Genomic DNA, 23,770 nt, shown 5'->3' with positions numbered 1-23,770 from the left:
TGAAGGCCCCGGCGCGGCAGGTCCTCGCCATGGCAAGGACTTGTCAGCCGTGGACCGCGCGATTCGGTTAGTGGAGCTGGCGGCGGACCAGGGTGTGGAAGAGGCCGGCGGGGTCGGCGAGGAGCTCGGCCGGGGGGCCCTGCTGGACGATCCGGCCGTCCGCCATGGCGATCACGCGGTCGGCGTCCATGACCGTGGAGAGGCGGTGGGCTATCACCAGGCGGGTGGTCCGCAGGGCGCGGGTGGATTCGATGACCACGCGCTGGGCTTCGTTGTCGAGGGCGCTGGTGGCCTCGTCGAGGAACAGGATGCGCGGCTTGCGGATGAGGGCCTGGGCGATCATCAGCCGTTGGCGCTGGCCGCCCGAGACGGTGCCCCCGCCGTCGGACAGGATGGTGTGCATGCCCATCGGCATGGCCTTGATGTCCTCCGCCAGGCCCGCCAGCGCGGCGGCCTCCCACGCCTCTTCGAGCGTGAACGTCCCGGCGCCGCGGATGCAGTCGAGGATGGACCCGGAGAGGGGCTGGGCGTTCTGCAGGACGACCCCGCACTGGCGGCGTACGGCCGCCCGGTCGAGGGCCGCAAGGTCCTGGCCGTCGTAGAGCACGCTGCCCGAGGCGGGCTCGTCGAAGCCGATCAGCAGCCGCAACAGCGTCGACTTGCCGCAGCCGCTGGCTCCGACGATCGCGACGAACTCGCCCTGTCCGACGCGCAGGCTGACGTCGTCGAGGACGAGCGGGCCGTCGTCGGCATAGCGGTAGGACAGGTTCTTGGCTTCGAGGGCGCCGGTCAGCTCCCCCGGCGCGGTACTGGAGCGGGCCACCTCGGGGGTCTCCCGCAGGACCGGTGCGATCTGCTCGAACATCGGCAGCACCGAGGCGGCCGAGACGAGCGCCCCGGTCAGCTGCGTCACCGACGACACGAGCATGGTCAGCGCGGTGCTGAAGGTGAGGAACTCGCTCGCGGACAGGGCGCCGCGGGCCGGTCCGGCCAGCAGCACGAACATCACCAGCGTGCACAGCGGCAGGTGGACGGCCCCGAGGACCGTGCTGACGTTCTGTATCCGGCCGATGCGCTGGTGCAGGTCGCGCGTACGGGCGAATTCCCGTGCCCAGGACGCGTACGCGAAGCTCTCGGCCGCGGCGACGCGGAGCTTGGGCAGGCCGCGCAGCGTCTGGAAGGCCTGGTTGGCCAGCCGGTGGCCGAGCGTGTTCAACCGGCGCTCGTAGCGCAGCTGCCACAGCCCCAGGACCAGGAAGACCCCTGCGATGACGACCAGCACGGCCAGCGCCGCCATCGCCAGCGGCACGCTGTAGACCAGCAGCAGCACCAGGTTCACCACGCCGACGGTGCACGCCTGTACGCATACCGGGCCGATGCCGGACAGGACGCGGCGGACGGCGCTGACCCCCATCGCCGCGCCGGCCAGTTCGCCGGTGGAGCGGCCCGCGAAGAACGTCGCCGGCAGGCGCAGCAGCCGGTCCCACACCGCCGGTTGCAAGGTCGCCTCGATGCGGCCCTCCATGCGCAGCAGGGAGGTGTTCTGCAGCAGCATGAAGACGGCCGAGACGATGCCGGCCGCGACCAGCGCCAGCCCTGTCTGCACGATGAGGCCGTTCTCGGCCTGCGGGACGTACCGGCCGAGGACCTGGCCCGTGCCGATCGGCACCAGCGCGGCCAGGACCACCGAAACCAGCCCGCCCAGCAGCAGACTGCGCAGCTCGGGGAGGGTGCCGCGGACGCTGAAGCGGAGCAGCGCCGGCAGGCCCACCCGCCCGTCGGGCAGGGGGCGGTACAGCATGACGGCGCGCGGTTCGAAGGTGGTCGCGTCGCTCTTCCCGACGCGCTCGCGCGTGCCGTTGGCGGGGTCGAACGCCTCGTAGCCGCCGCGCCGCCACAGCAGGGCGACGGGCGTGCCGTCCTTCTCGCGCCGGCCCACCAGCGGGCCGCTGTTCTCCCGCCACCAGCGCCCGCCGAGCCGGACCGGGCGGGTGCGGATCCGTGAGGCCAGCGCGATGCGTTCGACGGGGTCCAGCTGCTCGGACGCGGAACCGGCCCCGGCCGGCGGGGTGAGGGTGATGCCGGCCGCGTCGGCGACGACGCGGCACGCCGCGAAGGTCGCGTCGACGCTCGCGCCCCGGTGGGTGTCCCGGCGCGAACGGGCGATGGACGCCAGCAGCGTCCGGTCCGCCTCGGTGCGGGCGGCGCGGCCCGCCTCGATCCCGGCGGCCGTGCGGTCCTCGTGCGCGCGCTCCAGCTGTTCGATCCAGCCGTCCAGGGCGTACAGCAGCCGGTGCTGCTGGTCGACCATGCCCTGCCACACCGCCGGGTCGACGAGGAGGGTGCCCACCGCCTCCGCCGCGTACACGGCGCCGTACTGCACGCTGCCGGGAGGGATCCGCATCCACAGGATGTCGTCGTCGGCCCCGCCGTGGCCGGCGCCGGCGACACCGTCCAGCGGTGCCTCGTAGAGCACGCGCAGACCGCGGCCGATGCCGCGCGCGAAGGCGTCCTCCAGCGGGCTCGGCCGTCCCGCGGGGGAGGGGCCGTACCCCCCGTACTCCCCGTACTGCGGATACTCCCCGTACTGCTGGTGGTCGGAGTACTGCGGATACTCCGCGCGGTACAGCTCCCGCAGCTCGATCCGGCGCAGCCGGCATCCCTGGAGCGGCCGGCCGGACAGGGTGTGCCCGGGGCCCTCCGCCGGACCGAGCAGCAGCGTGCCCGGCTCCAGCCGGCCCAGGAAGTGCCAGTGCCCGGCCTGCGCGGCGTCCACGGCGAACAGGTCCAGCTCGCCCTCCACGACCAGCCACAGGACGAGCGGGCCCTCCAGGGACAGGCTGCGCACGCCCGCGCAGTCGACGGGCGCACCCAGCGCGCCCAGGGCGGCGACGACCGGGTCGGCCGCCGCGGCGGCGGTGGCGGCGGTGTGGTGCGGGTACGTCACCTCAGTGCTCCTTGACCAGTGAGGCGTACGCGCCCCCCGCGGCGGCCAGTTGCTCGTGCCGCCCGCGTTCCACGACCGTGCCCCGGTCGAGCACGACGATCTCGTCGCTGTCGCGCACCGTGCTCAGCCGGTGGGCGATGACCACGCAGGCACAGCCGCGGCGGCGCAGGTTGTCGATGATGACCTGCTCGGTCACCGCGTCCAGGGCGCTGGTCACCTCGTCGAGCACCATCACGCTGGGGCGGCGCACCAGCGCCCGCGCGATCTCCAGGCGCTGGCGCTGCCCGCCGGAGAAGTTGCGGCCGTCCTGCTCGACACGGCTGTGGATGCCGCCGGGGCGGCGGGCCACCACCTCGTACACGGCGGCGTCCTCCAGCGCGGCGACGACGGCCTCGTCCGCGATGGTGGGGTCCCACAGCGTGACGTTGTCGCGGACGGTGCCCTCGAAGAGGAAGACGTCCTGGTCGACGAAGGACACGGACGCGGCGAGCGCGCCGCGCGGGATGTCCTCCAGCCGCATCCCGTCGATGCGGATGGCGCCCGCCCAGGGGGTGTGCAGGCCGGAGATCAGCCGGGAGACGGTGGACTTGCCGCTGCCCGAGCCGCCGACGAGCGCGACCTGCTGCCCCGGTCCGACCAAGAGCGAGAAGCCCTCGAACAGCGGGGCGTCCAGCGGGCTGTAGCCGAAGGTGATGCCGTCCAGCTCCACGTGCCCCTTGAGGCGACGGGTGGAGGCGGCTGGCTCGCGCCGTGCGTATACGGGGTCGACGGGGAAGTTCTCGACGTCCCCCAGGCGGGCGACGTCGGCCGCGAAGTCCTGGATCCGGCCGGCGACGCCGCCCAGCCGGGAGATCGGCGCGGTGAAACTGGTCACCAGGGCCTGGAAGGCGACGAGCAGGCCGACGGTGAGGTGGCCCTCCACCGCCCGCAGGCCGCCGATCGTCAGGATCAGCGCGCTGTTGAACGCCGCCAGCGTGGGTGCGACGATCGCCAGCCACGCGCCGGGCACGCCGAGCCGCTGCTGGACGTCGAGGGTGACCGCGTGCTGGCCGGCCCAGCGGCGGAAGAAACCGTTCTCGCCGCCCGTCGCCTTCATCGTCTCGATGAGCTGGAGGCCGCTGTACGAGGTGTTGGTCAGCCGGGCGCTCTCGGCGCGCAGCTTGCGGGTACCGGTGGCCCTCACCCGGATCGCGATCCGCAGGGCGACCACGTTGAGCAGCGCCACGGCCACGCCGACGAGCGTGAGCTGCGGGTCGTACGTCCACAGCAGCACCGCGTAGAGCACGATCACCACCGCGTCCACCGCCGCGGCGGACAGGTCACGGGCGAGGGTCTCGGCAACCGCGTCGTTGGACTGGAGGCGCTGGACCAGATCGGCCGGGTTGCGCTGGGAGTAGAAGGTGACCGGAAGTCTGAGCAGGTGCCGGAAGAAGCGGGCGCTGCCCAGGGTCGAGGAGATGACGCGTCCGCGCAGCAGGTTGGCCTGGAGCAGCGCGGTGAGGGTCGCGGTGAGTACGAGGGTGACGGCCATCGAGGCGAACAACACGCCCAGCAGGGACGTCTGCTGCCCGATGAGGAACATGTCGATGTACGTGCGGCTCAGGGCCGGCACCGACGCGCCGACCGCCACCAGGAGGAGGCTGCAGAGCACGGCGGCCGCCATGGTGCCCGAAGTGCCCCGCAGGCGGGCGGGGATGCTGCCCAGGACCCCCGGCCTGCGGCCGCCTCGGCGGAAGCCGTCACCGGGCTCGAAGGTGAGGACGACACCGGTGAAGCTCGTGTCGAACTCGTCCATGGGGACGAACCTGCGGCCCTTGCCGGGGTCGTTGACGTACACGCCCCGGCGCCCGAACCGCCGGGCCGTGCCCTCGTAGACGACGTAGTGGTTGAACTCCCAGAACAGGACGGCCGGGCCGCGCACCTCGGCGAGCGCGGACAGGTCCATCTGCATGCCCTTGGCCTTCAGCCCGTACCCGCGGGCCGCCTTGAGGAGGTTGCTGGCGCGGGAGCCGTCCCGGGAGACCCCGCAGGCGACGCGCAGTTCTTCGAGCGGGACGAAGCGGCCGTGGTGGCCGAGCACCATGGCCAGGGCGGCGGCGCCGCACTCCACGGCCTCCATCTGCAGCACGGTGGGGGTGCGCACGGGGCGGGGCGTACGGCCCCTGGGGGTGGGCGCGGGTGTGCGTGCCGGTCCGCGGCGAGCGCCGCGCTTCGGCTCCGGGCGGTGGCGCCGGCGTCCGGCGGGCGGGAGGTGGGGCGCCCGCGGGCGTGCTCCGGCCTGTGGCGCGGTCATGGCAGCAGCCAGTCGACGGGGCGCTGCGCGGCGAGGTGGACGGCGCCGGTGACGGGCGTCCGCGAGTCGACGGGGTACGGGGGCCCGTCCGCGGCGGACCACCGGTAGCCGGACGGGGTGGAGGAGGAGCGTTCGAGCCGTACCGCCACGGCCACCGGGCTGCCGTGGCGGGAGAACTGCTCGGCGAGCCCGCCGTCGCCGAGGAAGCCGGCGATCTGTGCCTGCGTGAGGGGTGCGCGGCCGACCGCGGTGACGCGTCCGCGCAGCACGCCGAACCGCTGCTGCGGGACGGACTGGAGGCTCAGGTCGACGGGGGCGCCCACGGGGATCGACGAGCCGCTGCCGCCCGGCACGTACAGCACGGCCACCAGCGGGTCCTCGGGGTCCTTCACACGTTCCACGGTGGCGACGTCCGCACCCGTGGCGACGACCGAACCCACCTTGGCCACCAGCGTCGTCAGCCGTCCTCCGGTCACCACGCGCACGGGCCGTTCCCCCTGCTCCGTACGGACGTTGAGCAGGGGCGCGCCGGCGGCCAGCATCTGGCCCTCCTCGGCGAGGACGCCCGTCACCTGTCCGGCGACCGGCGTCTGCAGGACGTAACTGCCCTCGGCCTGGGTGAGGATGCCGGGTGCGCTCAGCCGGGACGACACGCTGCCCGTGCAGGCCCAGTAGCCCGCGGCGGCCATGACGATGACCGTCACGGCCAGGACGAGGCGCCCCTGCGGGCGTGCGAAGCGAACGGGCAGGTCGAGTTCTTCGGGCGATTGCAGCTTGGAAAGAGCCTTTTGGCGAAACTGCACGGACTGTTCCTTCGGCTGCATTCGTATCGGTGGGGCAGGGGGACAGCGGTGAACCCCGGAGCCGTGGGGGATGCTCCGGGGTTCACCGGGATATCCCGATCAGAGACCGGCGCGACCGGCGTTCACCGAAACGCCGGTGATGCCCGTGACGAGGCCGGGGGCGTGGGAGACGATGCCCGTCGCGGCCTGGACCGTGTGGAGGGAGCCCGCGACGCCCACGATGTCGTTGACATCGCTGGTCACGGCGCCGGCCAGGCCGCCGGACACGCTGATGATGCCGCCGGACACGGCGTCCAGCTCGGTGTCGTCGATCTCACGGGTCTCGATGTCGTTACGCATGGAGCGCACCTTTCAATGGGGGGAGGAATTCATCGCCGCTGCCGGTTTCCGGTGCTGCGATGCGCAAGATGAAAGCACGCGAACGGGCTACTCACCCAATCCCGTTGACTGTCCATCACGGGAGAAAGGGTGCCGGTGACAACGGACGTGCAGCTTGATTCACGCAATGGTGGCGACTTCTTCACGAGATCGAGTAACAGATAGGGACCGCGCCGTGCTTACGTGGAACGAAACGGCGTAAATCGGACCCAAATGGAGGGGTCCTGCCGGTCGGAAGGAGGGCTCGGGGAGGCTGCCTGTCGAGATCGCGGACACGATGTGCAGGTTTGTGCAGGGCACAGGGCGTGACGGGGCCACCGCAACCGGTGTGCGTACGGCGAAGGGCCGGGCCGTCGGCTGACGACCCGGCCCCTCGGCCGGCTGCGGTCGGACCTGGCGGACTACTGCCAGTCCTCGTCCCAGGGCGGCGGCTCCATCCCCTCCGGGTCGAAGGGCGGCTCGTCGGGGTCCGGACCGGAGGGGGCCGCGGTGTCGGAGCGGGCAGGGAGCGCGGACGCCGCCGCGGGCCCGGCCGGAGCGGCGGGAGCGGCGGCGCCGCACTCCGCCAGCGTCTTGAGGACGCCTTCGGCGTACTTGGCGAGCTTGGCCTCGCCGACACCGCCGATGGTGGCCAGCTCCTCCACCGTGGCCGGCAGCCGCGTCGCGATCTCCCGCAGCGTCGCGTCGTGGAAGACGACGTACGCCGGTACGCCCTGCTCCTTCGCCGTCTCGGCCCGCCAGGCGCGCAGGGCCAGGAAGACCGGCTCGGCCTCGGCCGGCAGGTCGGCCGGTACGCGGTTGCCCTTGCCCGAACGCGACCCGGGCTCCTTGCGGGAAGGGGCGGCGGGCGCCTTCTCCTTCCGCATCGGGACGCTGCGGCGTCCCCCCAGCACCTCGCCGCTGTCCTCCGTCAGCACGAGCGTTCCGTAGTCGCCCTCCACCGCCAGCAGCCGCTGCGCCAGCAGCTGGCGCACGACACCCCGCCACTCCGCGGTGCCCAGGTCCGCCCCGACGCCGAACACCGACAGCGCGTCGTGGTCGAACTGGATGACCTTGGCCGTCTTCTTGCCCTGGAGGATGTCGATGATCTGGCCGGCGCCGAACTTCTGCCGCCGCTCCTTCGCCAGCCGCCACACCGTCGACAGCAGCTTCTGCGCGGCGACCGTCCCGTCCCAGGACTCGGCCGGCGTCAGGCACGTGTCGCAGTTGCCGCAGGGCGTGCCCTTCTGGCCGAAGTACGCCAGCAGCCGCACCCGGCGGCACTCGACCGTCTCGCACAGCGCCAGCATCGCGTCCAGGTGCATGCCCAGGGAGCGGCGGTGCGCCTCGTCCCCCTCGGAACCGTCGATGAGCTTGCGCTGCTGGACCACGTCCTGCAGGCCGTACGCCAGCCATGCCGTGGCGGGCTCGCCGTCGCGGCCGGCGCGGCCCGTCTCCTGGTAGTAGCCCTCGACCGACTTCGGGAGGTCCAGGTGCGCCACGAAACGCACGTCCGGCTTGTCGATGCCCATGCCGAAGGCGATCGTGGCGACCACCACGACCCCGTCCTCCCGCAGGAAGCGCGCCTGGTTCGCCGCGCGCGTCCGGGCGTCCATTCCGGCGTGGTACGCCACGGCGTCGATGCCCTGCTCCACCAGCGAGGCCGCGGTCTTCTCCACCGAAGCCCGGGACAGGCAGTACACGACACCGGCGTCCCCGGCGTGCTCGGTCCGGATCAGGTCCAGCAGCTGCTTGAGCGGGTTGTTCTTCGCGACGATGCGGTACTGGATGTTCGGCCGGTCGAAGCTGGCGACGAAGTGCCGGGCGTCCTCCAGGCCGAGCCGCGCCACGATCTCGGCGTGGGTGGCCTCCGTGGCCGTCGCCGTCAGCGCGATCCGCGGCACCTTGGGCCAGCGCTCGTGCAGCAGGGACAGAGCGAGGTAGTCGGGACGGAAGTCGTGCCCCCACTGGGCGACGCAGTGCGCTTCGTCGATCGCGAAGACCGACACCTTGCCCCGGTCGAGGAGCCGCTGGGCGCTCTCGGTGCGGAGCCGCTCGGGGGCAAGGTAGAGCAGGTCGAGCTCGTCCGCGAGGAAGGCCTGCTCTACGGCCTGCCGCTCGTAGGGGTCCTGCGTGGAGTTGAGGAATCCGGCCCGCACCCCGAGCGCGTTCAGCGCGTTCACCTGGTCCTGCATGAGCGCGATGAGCGGCGAGACCACGACGCCCGTGCCTTCCCTGACCAGCGCCGGGATCTGGTAGCAGAGCGACTTGCCGCCGCCGGTCGGCATCAGCACGAGCGCGTCGCCGCCGCTGACCACCTGCTCGATGATCTCCTGCTGCTCGCCGCGGAAGGTGTCGTATCCGAACACGCGGTGCAGTACCTGCAGAGCGTCGGAGGTATCGGGGGAAGTGTCCGGAAGGGCCATCCGAGAAGCCTAACGGCACCCGCCGACACGCCGGGTCCGTCCACGGGAACCGGCGGCCGTCGGGAGCGCGGGGGCCGAGGCACCGGATCATCAGGGCATCAGGGCATCAGGGCTCAAGGTGTCGCCGTCCGGGCGTCACGGGAGGCGCCGAGGCCGCATCGAATGGGCGACGCCCTGCAGCGCCGTACGCGGCAGCCCGCCGAGGGCGCCGTCGTCGTCGCCGTCCGGCCGGTACGGCTCCTGCCCCAGGCCCTCCCGTACCGGCCGACCTGCGTGGCAGGCTGCGGCAGGTGCGGTCCGCCGCCGACGGCGACCAGCGGCCGCGCGGGTTGCCGGCCGCCCCCGCGCTGAGCAGCGTCGGGCGGGGTTCTCCTCCCACGCGGAGCGCTTCCGCAGGGTCGGTGCCATGGCGGGAGACGGCCGGCCGGTACCCCCGCCATGACACCCCATGGCCCCGAACAGCCTGCTCGGGCGGTCAGTTCACGCGCTCGACGCGGGCCCGTCGGATCAGGTTCTTGCCGGGTTCGCGCACCTTGTCGAAGGCGGCGTTGTTGAGCAGGACGCAGCTGCCGGAGGGGCCGTTCACGGTGACGGTCGTGGCCTGGCCGTTGTCGAGGTTCGTCACCTTCAGCTTCGTCCCGACGGGGAACGTCCCGCTGGTCGCCGCCGGCGGACCCGCTTCACCCGACAGCGTCACCGTCGACCCGGGACACACGACGTCGGGGGCGGCGGCATTACCGGTCGCCACCGTGACGACGACCCCTCCCGTGACCAGCGCTGCCGTGGTGGCAGAGAGCACGATCTTCTTCGTAAGACTCATCGTCCGTTTCCGGGACATTGACACTCCTCGATCCGATGGGCACGGCCTCCCCTACGTCCTGCATACGCCCGCCGTCACAAGCGAGTTCGGTTCTTGTCGCCGTGTTACAAATCCGGTGGTGGCGCAGCCCGCGGGTGCTGCGCGCGGCCTGACACGGCGGCCCGGGACACCCGCGCCGCATACGAACGCGCAGGTGGCGGCCCTGCCACTGATTCCGGTCGACGTCTGCGGCGCTCGCGGCGACCGGCCGGACCGCCAGGCGGACGGCGGCTCGGCCCTGATCCTTAAGGTTCAGTTGACCCCGCCTTAACCCTCCAGGAGGCGTCAGGCGCGCGTCGCCCGGATGATCCAGACCGCCGACGCGTAGCGCACCCCGTCGTCGGTCTCATGGGCGGTGAGGGTGGCCCTCAGATCGTCGATCGCACGACGGCGGCCCCCGTCGTCGAGACCGTCGAGCATCCAGCCGTGCAGGCCCAGCGTGAACCGCTCCGCGTCGGCCGCGTCCTCACCGAACCACATCGCCTCACGGTGCGGCTCCAGCCGGACGTCCGTGAAGCCGGCGGCGCCGAGAACGGCCCGTACGCGCGCGGGATCGGCCAGCGAGAACGGCCCGGGAGCGTCGGGGGCGGGCCCGGCCGTCGGGCGTCCTGCGGCCAGGGCCCGCGTGAAGGCGAGGAACCACTCGTTGCCCGCCGGCTCCTGCCAGACCAACTGCACGAAGCGTCCGCCGGGGCGCAGCGCACCGCCGATGTTGCGGAACGCGGCGACCGGGTCGGCGAAGAACATCGATCCGGTGCGGCTGACGGCCACGTCGAACGACGCCGCGGGAAAGGCGTGGACCTGGGCGTCCGCCTGCACGAACTCGGCGTTGTGCACGCCCTCGGCGACCGCCCGCCGCCGTGCCACGCTCAGCATCGCCGCCGACAGGTCCACGCCCAGCGCCCGGCCGGCGCTCGCCCGCCGTGCGGCGGCACGGGTGGTCTCGCCGGTGCCGCAGCCGACGTCCAGCACCCGGTCGGCGGGGGACACGTCCGCCGCCGCGAGGAAGTGCGTCCGGTAGGGGCGGATCGCGCGGTCGAACCGGTCGGCGTGCTCCGCCCAGTACGCGCCCTCCCGTCCGTCCCAGGCGCGCGCCTGCTCGGCGTTGGCGGGATCGACCCGAGGAGTGCTGCTCACGGCCACCACCTCCTGTGGTTCCGTACCCGGACCGCCGGCCGGCGCGGATCCGTCAGACGAGGGGCAGGTTCTGTTCGGACCAGACGGTCTTGCCTCCCATGGTGTAGCGGCTGCCCCAGCGGTGCGACAGCTGGGCGACGATGTACAGGCCGCGCCCGCCTTCCTCGGAGTTCCTCGCGCGCCGCATCCTCGGCTGCGTGTTGCTGGAGTCGGAGACCTCGCACGTCAGGGTGTCCGCCCGGATCAGGCGGAGCCGGACGGGGCCGCCGGCGTGGCGGATGGCGTTGGTGACCAGCTCGCTGACGATGAGCTCCGTGCTGAACGACAGCTCGTCGAGGTCCCAGGCCGTCAGCTGGGCCAGGACGAGATGACGCGCTTCGGCGACGACCGCCGGGTCGGCTTCCAGCAGCCACGTCGCGACGGAGCCGGTGTCCACCACCCGGGTACGGGCCAGCAGCAGCGTGACGTCGTCCCTCAGCCTGCCCGGCGGCAGCCCCTCCACGATGTCGTGCCGGGCCTGGCGCAGCGGCTTGCCGAGTACGCCCGAGCGCAGCAGCCGCTCCGCCAGGTCGCGCATGCCCTCGTCGACGTCCCCCTCCCCGCGCTCGATCAGGCCGTCGGTGTACAGGGCCAGGACGCTCCCCGGCGGCAGGACGAGCTCGACCGGCTCGAAGGGCCAGCCGCCGACCCCCAGGGGCGGGCCGGGGCTCAGCTCGACGTACTCCACCGTTCCGTCCGGGCCGACCACGGCCGGCGGGGGGTGTCCGGCGCTCGCCATGACGCAAGAACGGGTGACCGGGTCGTACACGGCGTACAGGCAGGTGGCCCCGGCCGGCCCGCCGGGCAGTGGAATGCCCGCGCCGCCGTCGTCCGCGTCGTCGCTCTCGGCCTCGGACGCCACCTGCACCACCATGTCGTCCACGTGCGCCAGCAGTTCCTCCGGTTCCAGTTCCAGGTCCGCCATCGCGCGTACGGCGCTGCGCAGGCGCCCCATCATGGCCGTGGCGTGCAGCCCGTGACCGGCGACGTCACCGACCACCAGGGCGACACGGGCCGACGACAGGGGGATGACGTCGAACCAGTCGCCGCCCACTCCGCTGTCCGCGTCGGCGGGCAGGTACAGACCGGCGGCTTCCACCGCGGGCTTCTCCGAGGTGGCCGGCGGCAGGAGGCTGCGCTGCAGCCCCAGGGCGGTGCGGCGTTCCTTGGTGTACCGACGGGCGTTGTCGACGGCGACGGCCGCTCGGGCGGCGATCTCCTCCAGCAGCGCCAGGTCGTCCTCGTCCAGCGGAGCGGAGTCACCGGTGCGCCAGAGCGTGAGCCGTCCGAACCTGATGCCCCGGGCGCACAGCGGGGCCGTCATCGCCGAATGGGCACCCGGGACGGTCGAAGCCCACTCCGGGACCGCGTCGTTCCCGGGATCCGCGGGCCGGCCGCCCGGCCCGGTGACCAGCTCTCCCCGGCACGCCCGCTCCGCGGACGCCGAGGGCGGCGCCGCGAACCGGGCCGTCGTCCCCGTACGCAGTACCTGCGGTTCCGTCCCGGCGACGGCCATCCGGATCAGGGGCAGGGGGAGGTGGTCGTCGGCGGCCGGTTCTCCGCCGGTGAGCACGGTCTCCGCGAGGTCCACCGCGGCGCAGTCGCCGAACGTGGGCGCCAGGACCTTCACCAGGTCCTCCACGGTGCGCAGGACCGACAGCGACCCCCCCAGCGCTCCGGTCGCGCGGTAGAGGAGGTCCAGCCGCCCGCGTGAGCGTTCGTGGTCGGTGACGTCGGTGAACACCGCCGCCACACCCATCGGCCGGTCGTCGGGCTCCTGGAGCCGGAACGCCTGGATGGTCACGATCCGGCCGCCCCGCGGATCGTCCAGGGTGCGCACGGTCGTGCTGAAGCCGGTCAGGGGCGTCCCGCTGTCCAGGACCTCCTGCAGCCGGGCCTCGACGGTGCGCGCATCCTCGGCCCACAGGAAGTCGGCCAGGCGCCGGCCGTACAGTTCGACGGGCACCCCGGTGTACGGCAGCAGGTGCGTGTTCGTCCGCAGCAGGCGCAGGTCCCTGTCGAAGACGGCCAGGCCGACCCTGCCCTGGAGGAACAGCTCCTTGGTGAAGGCGTGGTCCTGGCGCCATCGGGAGACCAGCTCCAGGGGTGCGCCGAGTACCAGGAACCGGCCCGCCTTCTGCGACGTGCCGTCGTTGAGCGGGACGACGCGGAAGCCGATCTCCAGCTCGCCGCCCGCGCCGTGCCGCAGCGTGGCCCGGCCCTCCCAGCCCTCCCAGCCCTCCCCGCCCGCGCAGCCGCTCCGCCCGCTGTGGGCCGGCACCGCCTCCCAGCCGCCCGAGTCCACATCCGCGAGGAGGTCCCGTGCCGGTCGGCCGCACACGTCCGCGGACCGGCGCTGCAGGAGGGCCTCGGCCGCCGGGGTCCAGGCGAGGACCGTCCCGGCGCCGTCCAGCAGGGCCGCGGCCGTGTTCGTCACGGCGAAGGGATAGTCCTGGTTGCTCTCACTGGCGTGCATCCGTGCCCATCTCGTCCGCCGGCCCCGCTGTCCCCATGCTGGTCGATGTCCGGGGCGGGAGCCAGAGGCGTTGCGCCGTCCGGTACCGCTCCGGGCGTCATTCCCAGTGTCTCGCGAGCAGGCTCCGGGCACGGCGCGGGGCGCGCTCGACGGGACCGCTTCGCGGGTACGGGACCCCGGCCCTGCGGGCCTGGGGTGGACAAGAAGCCCCTGGGCCGTCTCTTTCGGATCTTGTGCCCGCGTCGTCCGGTGCGTGCCGCGCCGCACCGTAGCGTCGGGGCTCCCGAGTACGTCCAGTACACGGCGGGCTCCTCCGCGCTGCCTTGGGACACCGCTCGTGACGGGCCACAGCCTCCGGCGCCGCCACGAGCGGGGCCCCTGGCGGCTCGCTGGACGGACCGCCCGGAGACGGCGGTTCCACCCGGCCGCCGTACGACGGAGCCGGCGGCCAGACCGGTCGGGAAACGGCCGGACCCCGCCGAACGGGTCCGCCGCCTCGGGAGCCGTTCTACGCGCGTCGGACCGGTCGGCGGTCGTCGGAAGCCACAACCGGGCGGACCCCGGCCTGGATCTTCGGCCACACCTGCTCCGCGAGCGGAATCAATCACTCCACCTCAGGAGATGATTCCGGCCACCGGGCCGCAGGGCACCCCTGGCAGGGTGCGTCACCGTGCGCGGCAACATCGAAGCGACATCAGGGGAATACGCTCGTGCGACGAAGAATCTCCGGGCCGGCCGCCACCGCGCTCGTACTCGGCCTCCTGCCGCAACTGTCCGGATGCGGTGTCCCTGGCGGCGGCGCGGGTGACGGCGGAACGCTCCGCCTGGTTGCCGCCGAGTACGGCGACACCCCGGCCACCAGCTCCAAGGCCTACTGGGAGAAGGTGACCGGCGCGTTCACCGACGCCAACCCCGGCATCAAGGTCGAGGTCCGGCTGCTGCCGTGGGCGGATATCGACCGCGAGGTCTCCCGCATGGTCGAGGCGGGCGAGGCCCCCGACGTGGCGCTCATGGGCTCCTACTCGGACTTCGCCGCGCAGGGGAAGCTGTACTCCGCGGAAGAACTCCTGTCGGTCGGCGCCGAGGCGAACTTCCTCCAGCCGCTCGCCGACGCGGGGACCTTCGACAATCGCCTCTACGGCCTGCCCTTCGTGGCGAGCAGCCGTCTGCTGTTCTACAACAAGGCGCTCTTCACCAGGGCCGGCGTCGCCGCGCCGCCCAAGACATGGTCCCAGCTCAAGGCCGCCGCCAAGGCGCTCAAGGACAAGGGCGTGAAGTACCCGTACGCCCTGCCCCTGGGCCCGGAGGAAGCACATGCCGAGGCGCTGATCTGGGAGCTCAGCAACGGCGGCGGCTACGCCGACGGGCGGGGCAGCTACAGCCTGGACTCCGAGGAGAACGTCCGCACCTGGCAGTGGGTCAGGGACAACCTGGTCACGCCCGGCCTGGTCGGGCCCACAGCGCCGTCCGAGACGAACCGTGCGGACGCCTTCGCCGCGTTCCTGCGGGGCGAGGTCGGCATGCTCAACGGCTACCCGTCGCTCGCCCACGAGGCGGCCGCGAAGGGGATCGACGTCGGCACCGTCGCCATGCCCGTCTCGGACTCGCTGGACAGCGGCGAAAGCCCGCCGACCGTGGGCGTGGCCGACTGGATGGTGGCCTTCAGGCAGAACGGCAAGCGGGCCGAGACAGGCAAGTTCCTGGAGTTCGTCTACCAGGACAAGAACCTGGCGGACTTCGTGGACCGCTACCACCTGCTGCCGGCCACCACCTCCGCCGCGCGGACCCCGGCCGGCGGCGGCCTCAGCCAGACCGACGAAGACTTCCTGAGCGCGCTGCGGACGGCCCGCCTCTACCCGGTGAACGACCCGTCATGGGTGGCGGTCAGCGACGCGATCAAGCGCAACATCGGCCGCGCCGTCGCCCCGGGCGGCGACCCCAAGGCCGTCCTGGAGGACATTGCGCACAAGGCGGAGCAGGCCGCCGCCGACAGAACCTGACCGCGCCCCGGGCCCGGTCGGGCGCACGGCACGCGGGAACCTCACGGTCCCGGCGGCCGTGCGCCCGGCGGCCGTGCTCCGACCTGTCGGAGCAGGCCTCGGCGAACGGCACGCCGATCCACGAGATCGCGGGGGAGACCGCCGGATCCGAAGGACGCGCCCTACCGGGCGTCGAGGAGGGTGACGGCCTCGGCGAAGTCGGCGTAGGCGGGTTCGAAGGTTCGCGCGGCGACGAGGAACATCGAGCGGTCCGTCAAGGCCCGGGCGAGGCGCACGGGGTCGTCGGGCAAGCGGCGGGCGAGCGCCACGCCTTCGTCGAAGTACGGTGTGAGGCGATCCCCGAACTGGTAGGGACGGTTGCCCTCGCGGACGGCCGCGCGGATGGTGATCCTGCGCTGGACGTCAACCACTTCGGGCATGCGGCCGGCCTCGCGCAGTTCCGCCGCCTCCGCTTCGAGCCGCGGCAGAGTGCCGAGGAAGGCATCGCGCGGGGCGCTCACGCAATCGAGGGTGCCGAACGCCGGCATGGGCGACTCGGTGCTCGCAGCCGGTTCGCCGCCCCGCCCCGACAGCGCGAACAGGGTGACCCACCACCCGAGGATGCAGCTCCAGTTCTTCGGCTCGCCCGTCGTCGCCAACTCCTCCAGGACGGTCAGGGCTTCCTGCCGGGTGGCTGCGGCATCCGCCCCGTCCCCGGCGGCCTCACGCATCCGGGAGAGGTGTACCAATTCCCAGGTGAGTATGGCCAGCGCCGACCTCTGCTCGGCGGCCTTGCGCCGGGTGTCGTCGAGAAGTTCCCGGAAGACGGCCGATGCCTCGTCGTGCAGGCCTGCGCCCTCCAGGTTCGCGGCCCACTCGACCATGGTCCAGAAAGAGATCTCGGGTGTGCCGTTCCGGGCCGCCTTCTCGTTGAGTTCGGCGGCTTCCCGGAAGCGTCCCTCCTCGGCCAGGGCCGTCGCCAGCCGCCCGTTGCTCCCGGCCGCGGCCATTTCCTCGCAGGCCGCGCGTCCCTCCGCTCGGCGTCCGAGGGCGAACAGGGCCCTCTGGTGGGCGTCCAGGGCCCTGCGCAGCCGTTCTGCTCGGGTCGGCAGGCCGGCCTCGATCCTCCGGGCGGCCTCGACCGCCTCGGTGGTCAGCGCCAGTTCCACCTCCGGGTTCCGGGTGCGGTAGCTCATCAAGAGGAGCGCGTCCACGAGCTTCGGCAGATACGCCTTCGGGCTGACCTCAGCCAGAACCCGGTACGCGTCGACCCGTTCGAGCACACTCAGCCGGCCGGAACCCAGCAGCAGTACGCGGGCACGCAGAACGGCGTCGTGATTGATCATCCCCATGTTCCCCCAGTCTCCGGGTGATGCACGAAGGAGATTCTGGGAGTCGGGGAGCGGACCGGACAAGCCTCGCGAACTGTGCGTTCCGTCCTACGAAAAAGGCCGCTGACCTGTCATGATGTACATGCCCTTGCATCAATTCCCTGACCCCGTCCCCCTCAGGACCGGCCACCGGAGCTTGCCCTGCGGGGCTGTGGGGCGCGCGCCGTTCCCGCCCGGCGGAGCGCGGAGCGGCCCGCGAAGCGCGCCGAGGCACCCAGCTCCTCTTCGATCCGGATGAGCTGGTTGTACTTTGCCGTGCGGTCGGAGCGGGAGAGCGAGCCGGTCTTGATCTGGCCGCAGCCGGTCGCCACCGCCAGATCCGCGATGGTCGTGTCCTCCGTCTCGCCCGAGCGGTGCGACATGACGGCCGTCCAGCCCGCTTCGTGGGCGGTGGCCACCGCTGCCAGCGCCTCGGTCAGGGTGCCGATCTGGTTGACCTTGACCAGGACCGAGTTGCCGACGCCCGTACGGATGCCCTCGCGCAGCAGCGCCTCATTGGTGCAGAACACGTCGTCGCCGGTGAGCTGGCAGCGGTCGCCGACGCGGGCGGTCAGCTCGCGCCAGCCCTCCAGGTCGTTCTCCGCCATCGGGTCCTCGATGGAGAGGACCGGGTAGGCGTCGATGAGCTTGGCCAAGTGGTCGGCGTGCTCGGACGGCGTCCGGCGCACGCCCTCGCCGGCGTAGTCGTACACCCCGTCGCGGAAGAACTCCGACGACGCCGGGTCCATGACCAGGCCGACGTCCGTGCCGAGCCGGTAGCCGCTGCGCTCGATGGCGGCCACCACGAAGTCGAGCGCCTCCTCGGCGGTACGCAGCGCGGGCGCGAAGCCGCCCTCGTCACCGACCCCGGTGGAGTGCCCGGCGGCCAGCAGGTCGCGGCGCAGGGTGTGGAAGACCTCGCTGCCCATGCGGACGGCTTCGGCGAAGGTGTCCGCGCCCACGGGCGCGATCATGAACTCCTGGAAGTCGAGCGGATTGTCGGCGTGCGCCCCGCCGTTGACGATGTTCATCATCGGCAGCGGCAGGAGGTGGGCGTCGGCGCCGCCGAGGTAGCGGTAGAGGGGCTGGCGGTGGGCCGCCGCGGCGGCCTTGGCGGCGGCGAGGGAGACGCCGAGAATGGCGTTCGCGCCGAGCCGGGACTTCGTGTCGGTGCCGTCGAGCGCGACCAGCGCGGCGTCGAGCCCCGCCTGGTCCGCCGCGTCCCGGCCGCGCACGGCGGCCGCGATCTCCCCGTTGACGTGGGCCACGGCGCGGTCGACGCCCTTGCCGTGCCAGCGCGTGGAGTCGCCGTCGCGCAGCTCCACGGCCTCCCGGGCGCCGGTGGAGGCACCCGAGGGGACGGCCGCGCGCCCCAGGGAGCCGTCCGTCAGGACGACGTCGACCTCGACCGTGGGATTGCCCCGGCTGTCGATGATCCGGCGGGCGATGACGGTCGCGATACGGGCGCCGACGGTTTCGACTGCCTTGGCGGACATGGTGGTTCCTCCCCGTTGGTCGTGTGCCGCGGCCCGGGCTGCGACGACGCCGGCGCTGGGCCCGACGAGAGAAACAATACAGCAATGCTGTTCAGTTTTGCTGAACAGCATGACTGTGCAGATCGGCTGCGCAGCATTGCTGTACAGGTCAGGTGCACAGCTTTGCTGGTCAACGGGATAAAGTGCCCTATGCCCTCCTCGGAAGCCGCAGTCATCGCCGCCGAACTGCGCATCGCGATGGGCAGGCTCATCCGGCGCGTCAAGGACGAGGACCGCATCCCGCTCGGCCAGGCCGCCGTACTCGGCGCGCTCGACCGCAACGGCCCCATGACCACCAGCGACCTCGCCGCCGATCAGCGCGTACGCCCCCAGTCGATGGCCCGGGCCGTGGGGCTGCTCATGGATCAGGACCTGGTCACGCGCCGGCCGCACCCCACGGACGGCCGCAAGTCGCTGGTCGAGCTGTCGGACGCGGGCCGGACCGCCCTCGAAGCGGAGCGCGGCCGCAGGGCCGGTTGGCTGGCCCAGGCCATCGAGGCCGAACTCACCGATGGGGAGCGGGCGTTGCTGGCACGGAGTACCGCCCTGCTGGAGCGGCTCGCCGCGCGCTAGGGCCTCCTAGGCGCCGATGTCCCGGCTTCGGAAGTCGTCCAGCGTCTCGCGCCTGACCAGGAGCCGGGCCGCGCCCCCGTGGACCGCGACGACCGCGGGACGGCCCACCAGGTTGTAGCCCGAGGCCATGGACAGCTGGTAGGCACCGGCCACCGGTACGGCGAGCAGATCGCCTGGGTGGACGTCGCCGGGCAGTGCCACACCGGCGGCCAGGACATCGCCCGCCTCGCAGTGCCGGCCGACGACCCGGTGGCCCTCGGGGCCGACGGCGGCCGCGATGCGGGCGATCTCCGACGGACCGTCGATGACGATCCGCCCGACGCCGAGGCGCAGCGCCGCCTCCAGGTCGCGGGGCGACTTGGCGTTGCCGTGCAGCACGATCCGTTCGGGCGGGAAGCCCGCGGTGACGGCCAGTTCCAGCTCCCCGGCCGAGCACACGTCCAGGCCCAGGCCCTCCTCACGTACCCAGCGCACCATGGCCCGCGACGTCGGCCGTCCGGGCCGGCACCGGGGTGACAGCGGGAGCGGTGAAGGTCGGGTCGATCGTCAGAGGGCCCCGGCCGAGCGGTGCGGCGAACGCGCGGAGCGCGGACTCGGACAGCCGGATCCACGGGTGGCCCGCGCCGAGCGCCGCCGCCAGCAGATCGGGGCGGGTGAATCCGACGGCGGTGCGCTCGCCCAGAGGGGTGCGGAACATCCGGAGCACCACCTGCGCGGTACCCGGCCGGACGGGCACGTAGAGGGGTCCGGCCGGGACCCGTTCCTCGGGCTCGGGGTCGTCGTCGTACCGGAACAAACACATGGGGCCCTCCCAGGGGAACCACGAGTGGCAGGTGGGGCCCCGGATGCGGGGAGGCGGTCCGGGGCGCGACGACGAAGCTATCCCCGTCCCCCCGCCGCAGGCCGCTCCGTAACGAGCCCCTTACGCCGACGCCCCGAGTCCATACGGATCGCTGACGCCCCCGTCCCGGGCGGCGCCGGGAAGCCGTCATGGCCGGCGCTCCAGGCGCCGGGTCCACGGGCGGGGGCTAGACTGGCCGCATCAAAGATATGACACTCGAAGTGCAATTACTTTTGTGAGTGTGTGTAACCGTTCTTCACTTTGCGTCATGAAAGGTGAGACATGTCCAGCTACAGCGCCCGAGCGTGTGCCGGGCAGACTCCTGTCCGGGACGGGCGCTCCGGCTCCGGCTCCGGTTCCGCTCGCATGCTCGCCGCCTATGCCGCAGCGGGCGCGGCCGTGGGTGCGGTGTGGTTTCTCGGCGGGGGCGCGCCCGCCTGGGAGCACGCGCTGCGCCTCCTCGTGGTGGTGCTGTGCGTCAGTGTGACCGGGCGCTTCGCCGGGCGCCGTCTCGCCCGCGCCGGGAGGGCCACGCTCGACCGGAAGCTGTTCTTCGGTCTGGTGGCGGCGAAAGTGCTCCTGGTGGGCGTGGCACTGCTCGTCGACTGGCTCGCAGGCCTGTGGTTCGCCGAGCCGGCATTGATCACCGCGGGGTTCCTGTTCGTGGCGGTTGCCGCCGGCGGTCCCGCGCTTCACGGCCGGATGTCCCACGGCACCGGTGCGATCGGCCGCCACGGATCGCAGACGCCGGCGCCGGAGCACCTGCCGTGATCTCTGCGTCCTGCACACTGGCCGGACACCGGACCGAGGCAGGAGCAGCACCTTGACCACCACTGCGCACCGCTGGCACCTGCGGGGATCCGCCGGTCACACCTACTCCGGTGAGGAAGCCCGGCAGCTGCTTCGGCACCGGTGGGACTGGGGGAGTCAGGAGACGTGGTTCGAGAGCGATACGGGGCGGCTCTTGACCGTGGTCACCAACGGCGACCGCGCGATGGTCGTCCTGCGGGACGGGGAAGGCGACGTGGGTGAGCACCTCGTCGATCGGCGTGCCGAGGGCTCTTCCGGCGGCTACGCGCTCGCCGACGGCCAAGTCGACAGCTACGCCGACCGGGACACCGTCGCCTTCGACGTGGCAGGCCGTGCCGTGGCGTACGTCATCGAGCACGGCACCTGGCCGGCCTCCGCCCCTCGTGACAGGGATGCGTTCCCCGGGGGCGGATAGCCTGCCCCCATGGGTGAGGCAACTGAGGCCATGGACAAGGGACATGACGGCGAGGGCTGGGGAGCCACGCGCTCCTGGGTGGAGAAGGGGCTGGTCGAGGGGGAGCGCATCGCGCAGGTCGTGCGGCTGCGCGGCGGCTGGACGTCTCAGATGCGCCGCCTGGACATCGCCGGACCGGGCGGTCGGCGCTCGCTCGTCCTGAGGTCCTTCGTCAAACCCTTCTACGTCCGGCACGCAGAAGGGCTGTTGACCCGGGAGGCGGCCGTCCTGCGCCGACTCGACGGCACGGACGTACCCGCGGCCACCCTCGCGGCCGTGGACGCGACCGCGCAGCACTGCGATCACCCGTCCCTGCTGATGACCCTGCTGCCGGGGACCGTACGCCTCGGCGATCAGGATGCCGACGACCGCGCAGAACTGCTGGCCCGCCAACTCGTTTCCATCCATCGGCTGCCGGTGACCGCGGCGCAACGCCCTCGGCCCTATCAGGCGTGGACCTCGCCCGAGCGGGTGACCCCGCCCGCTGCCACCGAGCGGCCCGAGCTCTGGCGGCGGGCGGTCGACGTCATCCGCCGGGAGCCCCCGGCCCATCAGGGCTGCTTCCTGCACCGGGACTTCCATCCCGGCAACGTCCTCTTCACGGGCAGCGGCGGTGGCCTCCGCATCAGCGGGGTCGTCGACTGGGTGGAGACCTCCTGGGGGCCGGCCGACCTGGACGTGGCCCACTGCTCGACGGCCCTCGCCCTCCTGCACGGGGTCCCCGCCGGCATGCGCTTCACCGACCGGTACGTCGACGCCGGCGGCACCCTGGCCGAGGGCAGCGCCCATCTCTACTGGCGGCTGCTGGACGCGCTGGGCTTCGCCCCGGACGCGGAGAAGGTCGCCGTTCCCTGGCGGGAACTGGGCCGCGTCGACCTGACACCCGATGTCCTGACCGGCAGGCTGGAGGGCTACATCGAGGCGCTGTTCGAGCGCTGTGCCTGAAGCAGCGGCGGCCGGGCGCGGGCGACCTGAGCGCCGCCCGCTCCCACGCCAAGCGCCTCAGGGGGGTTGAACCCCCGAGCGCGCTCCGGACCCGCTGCCGACGTCAGGCGCGGCAGCGCAGCATCTCCAGCGGCGGGTTGGCGTGGAAGTCCGCCCAGAACTCCGCGTCGAACTCGCGCTTGCCCGCCTCCGACACCGTCAGCGGCACCCAGGCCAACTCGCTGAATCCGGCCGCCGGCAGGCACTTCTCGTACACCTCCCGGCGCGGGAGGTAGGCGACGAACGAGACCGGCGGGTCGAGCAGCGCCGTCGTCCGCACCTGCGGCCCGGTCTCGACCTGCGCGCCGGTGAGTTCGCTGCGGAAGCCGTACCTCTCCGGGGTGGGCCCGTCGAAGCGGAAGTCGGGCGACTGGTTGAGCAGGAAGAGCTCACCACCGGGCTTCAGGCTGCGGTGCAGGGCGCGGCACATCCGCTCCGTGGTGGCGACATCCTCGGCGTAGTTGAGGAGTTGGACCGCCAAGGCGACGTCGAAGCGCTGCGCGATGGGCCGCAGGTCGGCGACATCGCCGACCTCGTAGCGCACGCCCAGCGGATCGCGTTCCTCCAACTGCTGTGCCACGGCGACCATTTCACCGGAGATGTCGATGCCGAGCACCTCCGCGGCGCCGCGGCGCCTGAACTCCCGACTGTAGAAGCCGGTTCCCGACGCCAGGTCGATGACCGACTTCCCGCGCACGTCCCCGACCAGGGCCAGGAAGCTGGGTACCACCACGTACTGCTCCAGGGGCAGGGCCTTGAACCCCTCGTAGGCCTCGCCGATTTCGTTGTACTGCTGCTGCGCGCTCATGGTGATGTCCTCCCCGTTTCGCTGTTCTCCGGCCACGGCCCCCTCCCGGGGGTGCGTCACGGCTCCTGCCTGGAAGTCTCTACGGGGCCGGGCGGCCTCCCGTACTGGCAGAACCGACAAAGATCCCGGCATCGTCCCGGCATCGTCTACGGCGGGCCAGGGCGTAGCCGGCACCGCTCGGCGCTACCGGCTACCGGCTACCGGCCAGCGGCCAGCGGCTCGGCGGACGGAGCGTGCGGAAAGGTCGTCACCGCTTCCGGTTCGGGGGCCCGGCCGCGGTCCTGTTCGAACGTCCGGAGCAGGTCCGCCGCCACGCTCACGGCGATCGCGGCGGGCTCCTTCCCGGTGATTCCCGAGATCCCGATCGGCGTCTTGATCCGGTCGATCGCGGCGGGGGCGTGGCCGCCCTCGGTCGCCAGGCGCCGGCGGAACCGCGACCACTTCGCCGACGAGCCGATCAGGCCGATCGAGCCCAGCCCGGCGGTGCGCAGGGCGGCGTCGCACAGCGCGGCGTCCTCCGCGTGGTCGTGGGTCATGATCAGGACGTGGGCGCCGGGTGGCAGCTCCGCGAGCACCTCCTCCGGAAGCAGCAGGGCGCGGTGCACGTGGACCTGTGCCACGGCGTCCGCGAGCACACCGAGCCGTTCCTCTGCGAGCATCTCCGGGCGGGTGTCGATCAGGTGCAGGTCGAGGTCCTGGCGGGCCAGGATGCGTGCCAGCTCCAGGCCGACGTGCCCGACGCCGAAGACCGCCACGGCCTCGACCACCGGCAGCGGTTCGAGCAGCACCGTGACGGCGCCGCCGCAGCACTGCAGGCCGTGCGGGCCGGTGACCTTGTCGTTGAGGGCGAACTCCATCAGTTCCGGCTCCGTATCGGCCGCGCCGGTCAGCTCGCGCGCCCGGTCGACGGCCACGGCCTCGATGTTCCCGCCGCCGATCGACCCCCACGTCTCGGTGCGCCCCACGACGAGCTTGGCACCGGCCCGTCGGGGCGCGTGTCCGCGTACGGTCGCGACGGTCACGAGCACGCCGGGTTCCCGGCGCGCCCGCAACCGCGCGACCGCGGCCACCCAGCTCAT

Annotated in this window: 17 protein-coding genes and 2 pseudogenes; 5 read left to right on the top strand and 14 right to left on the bottom strand. The window is 72.6% G+C overall.

The features are described 5' to 3' along the window. Positions 1–67: 67 nt before the first annotated feature. The 8 genes and pseudogenes from ACZ3X1_RS03055 to ACZ3X1_RS03020 all read right to left on the bottom strand — a co-directional run bounded on the left by ACZ3X1_RS03055 (position 68) and on the right by ACZ3X1_RS03020 (position 13,337). Positions 68–2,947 carry an NHLP bacteriocin export ABC transporter permease/ATPase subunit gene (locus tag ACZ3X1_RS03055; RefSeq protein WP_467275948.1) on the bottom strand — a complete coding sequence of 960 codons (2,880 nt, stop codon included), beginning with the start codon at positions 2,945–2,947 and terminating at the stop codon, positions 68–70. Between the two features lies 1 nt (position 2,948). After that, positions 2,949–5,240 carry an NHLP family bacteriocin export ABC transporter peptidase/permease/ATPase subunit gene (locus tag ACZ3X1_RS03050; protein ID WP_467275946.1) on the bottom strand — a complete coding sequence of 764 codons (2,292 nt, stop codon included), beginning with the start codon at positions 5,238–5,240 and terminating at the stop codon, positions 2,949–2,951. Continuing rightward, complete coding sequence (locus tag ACZ3X1_RS03045; protein ID WP_467275944.1) at positions 5,237–6,043, bottom strand: hypothetical protein; 807 nt, start codon at positions 6,041–6,043, stop codon at positions 5,237–5,239. The genes ACZ3X1_RS03050 and ACZ3X1_RS03045 overlap by 4 nt, the downstream gene beginning before the upstream one ends. Before the next feature lie 99 nt (positions 6,044–6,142). Continuing rightward, on the bottom strand, positions 6,143–6,382 hold the full coding sequence (locus ACZ3X1_RS03040; RefSeq protein ID WP_356811498.1) for a hypothetical protein: 240 nt from the start codon (positions 6,380–6,382) through the stop codon (positions 6,143–6,145). Between the two features lie 440 nt (positions 6,383–6,822). Beyond that, positions 6,823–8,826, bottom strand: a complete 2,004-nt coding sequence (recQ, locus tag ACZ3X1_RS03035) for a DNA helicase RecQ (protein ID WP_356811499.1) — start codon at positions 8,824–8,826, stop codon at positions 6,823–6,825. Between the two features lie 475 nt (positions 8,827–9,301). Then, positions 9,302–9,571 (bottom strand): annotated as a pseudogene (locus ACZ3X1_RS03030) (RlpA-like double-psi beta-barrel domain-containing protein); the annotation flags it as partial. 399 nt (positions 9,572–9,970) lie between these two features. Further along, positions 9,971–10,822, bottom strand: coding sequence for a class I SAM-dependent methyltransferase (locus ACZ3X1_RS03025; RefSeq protein ID WP_467275940.1), 852 nt, complete (start codon positions 10,820–10,822; stop codon positions 9,971–9,973). A 52-nt stretch (positions 10,823–10,874) separates the two neighbouring features. Next, on the bottom strand, positions 10,875–13,337 hold the full coding sequence (locus ACZ3X1_RS03020; RefSeq protein WP_467275938.1) for a SpoIIE family protein phosphatase: 2,463 nt from the start codon (positions 13,335–13,337) through the stop codon (positions 10,875–10,877). A 710-nt stretch (positions 13,338–14,047) separates the two neighbouring features. Between ACZ3X1_RS03020 and ACZ3X1_RS03015 the strand changes: the two genes are divergently transcribed. Beyond that, the gene (locus tag ACZ3X1_RS03015; protein WP_467275936.1) at positions 14,048–15,337 is read left to right on the top strand and encodes an extracellular solute-binding protein; all 1,290 of its coding nucleotides are present in this window, start codon (positions 14,048–14,050) and stop codon (positions 15,335–15,337) included. A gap of 161 nt (positions 15,338–15,498) precedes the next feature. On the opposite strand, the gene ACZ3X1_RS03010 is transcribed toward ACZ3X1_RS03015, so the two are convergent. Beyond that, positions 15,499–16,662 carry a hypothetical protein gene (locus tag ACZ3X1_RS03010; protein ID WP_467275934.1) on the bottom strand — a complete coding sequence of 388 codons (1,164 nt, stop codon included), beginning with the start codon at positions 16,660–16,662 and terminating at the stop codon, positions 15,499–15,501. Between the two features lie 161 nt (positions 16,663–16,823). Beyond that, positions 16,824–18,182: a phosphopyruvate hydratase gene (eno, locus tag ACZ3X1_RS03005; RefSeq protein ID WP_467275932.1), complete on the bottom strand. Its 1,359-nt coding sequence runs from the start codon at positions 18,180–18,182 to the stop codon at positions 16,824–16,826. A 189-nt stretch (positions 18,183–18,371) separates the two neighbouring features. Here eno and ACZ3X1_RS03000 point away from each other — a divergent pair, with 189 nt between their 5' ends. Continuing rightward, positions 18,372–18,794, top strand: coding sequence for a MarR family winged helix-turn-helix transcriptional regulator (locus ACZ3X1_RS03000; protein ID WP_390074110.1), 423 nt, complete (start codon positions 18,372–18,374; stop codon positions 18,792–18,794). 6 nt (positions 18,795–18,800) lie between these two features. Here ACZ3X1_RS03000 and ACZ3X1_RS02995 read toward each other — a convergent pair. Together ACZ3X1_RS02995 and ACZ3X1_RS02990 are read right to left on the bottom strand one after the other, a co-directional pair. Beyond that, positions 18,801–19,277 (bottom strand): annotated as a pseudogene (locus ACZ3X1_RS02995) (hypothetical protein); the annotation flags it as partial. Further along, positions 19,252–19,596 carry an SAV_915 family protein gene (locus ACZ3X1_RS02990; RefSeq protein ID WP_467275930.1) on the bottom strand — a complete coding sequence of 115 codons (345 nt, stop codon included), beginning with the start codon at positions 19,594–19,596 and terminating at the stop codon, positions 19,252–19,254. The gene ACZ3X1_RS02990 and the pseudogene ACZ3X1_RS02995, both read right to left, overlap by 26 nt. A gap of 405 nt (positions 19,597–20,001) precedes the next feature. Between ACZ3X1_RS02990 and ACZ3X1_RS02985 the strand changes: the two genes are divergently transcribed. The 3 genes from ACZ3X1_RS02985 to ACZ3X1_RS02975 are packed head-to-tail and all read left to right on the top strand — an operon-like array spanning position 20,002 to position 21,844. Then, entirely contained in the window at positions 20,002–20,406 is a 405-nt protein-coding gene (locus ACZ3X1_RS02985) for a hypothetical protein (RefSeq protein ID WP_467275928.1), read from the top strand. Between the two features lie 52 nt (positions 20,407–20,458). Next, entirely contained in the window at positions 20,459–20,860 is a 402-nt protein-coding gene (locus ACZ3X1_RS02980; RefSeq protein ID WP_390074113.1) for a hypothetical protein, read from the top strand. 9 nt (positions 20,861–20,869) lie between these two features. Next, positions 20,870–21,844, top strand: coding sequence for a phosphotransferase family protein (locus tag ACZ3X1_RS02975; RefSeq protein ID WP_467275925.1), 975 nt, complete (start codon positions 20,870–20,872; stop codon positions 21,842–21,844). A gap of 103 nt (positions 21,845–21,947) precedes the next feature. Here ACZ3X1_RS02975 and ACZ3X1_RS02970 read toward each other — a convergent pair whose 3' ends face one another. Beyond that, entirely contained in the window at positions 21,948–22,691 is a 744-nt protein-coding gene (locus tag ACZ3X1_RS02970; protein ID WP_467275923.1) for a class I SAM-dependent methyltransferase, read from the bottom strand. Positions 22,692–22,888: 197 nt separating this feature from the next. Next, the gene (xdhC, locus tag ACZ3X1_RS02965; protein ID WP_356811568.1) at positions 22,889–23,770 is read right to left on the bottom strand and encodes a xanthine dehydrogenase accessory protein XdhC; all 882 of its coding nucleotides are present in this window, start codon (positions 23,768–23,770) and stop codon (positions 22,889–22,891) included.

Source organism: Streptomyces sp. NPDC023541 (genome assembly GCF_055559995.1).
The sequence above is the reverse complement of the archived record's forward strand: the minus strand, read 5'-3'. Positions and strand labels throughout refer to the sequence as shown.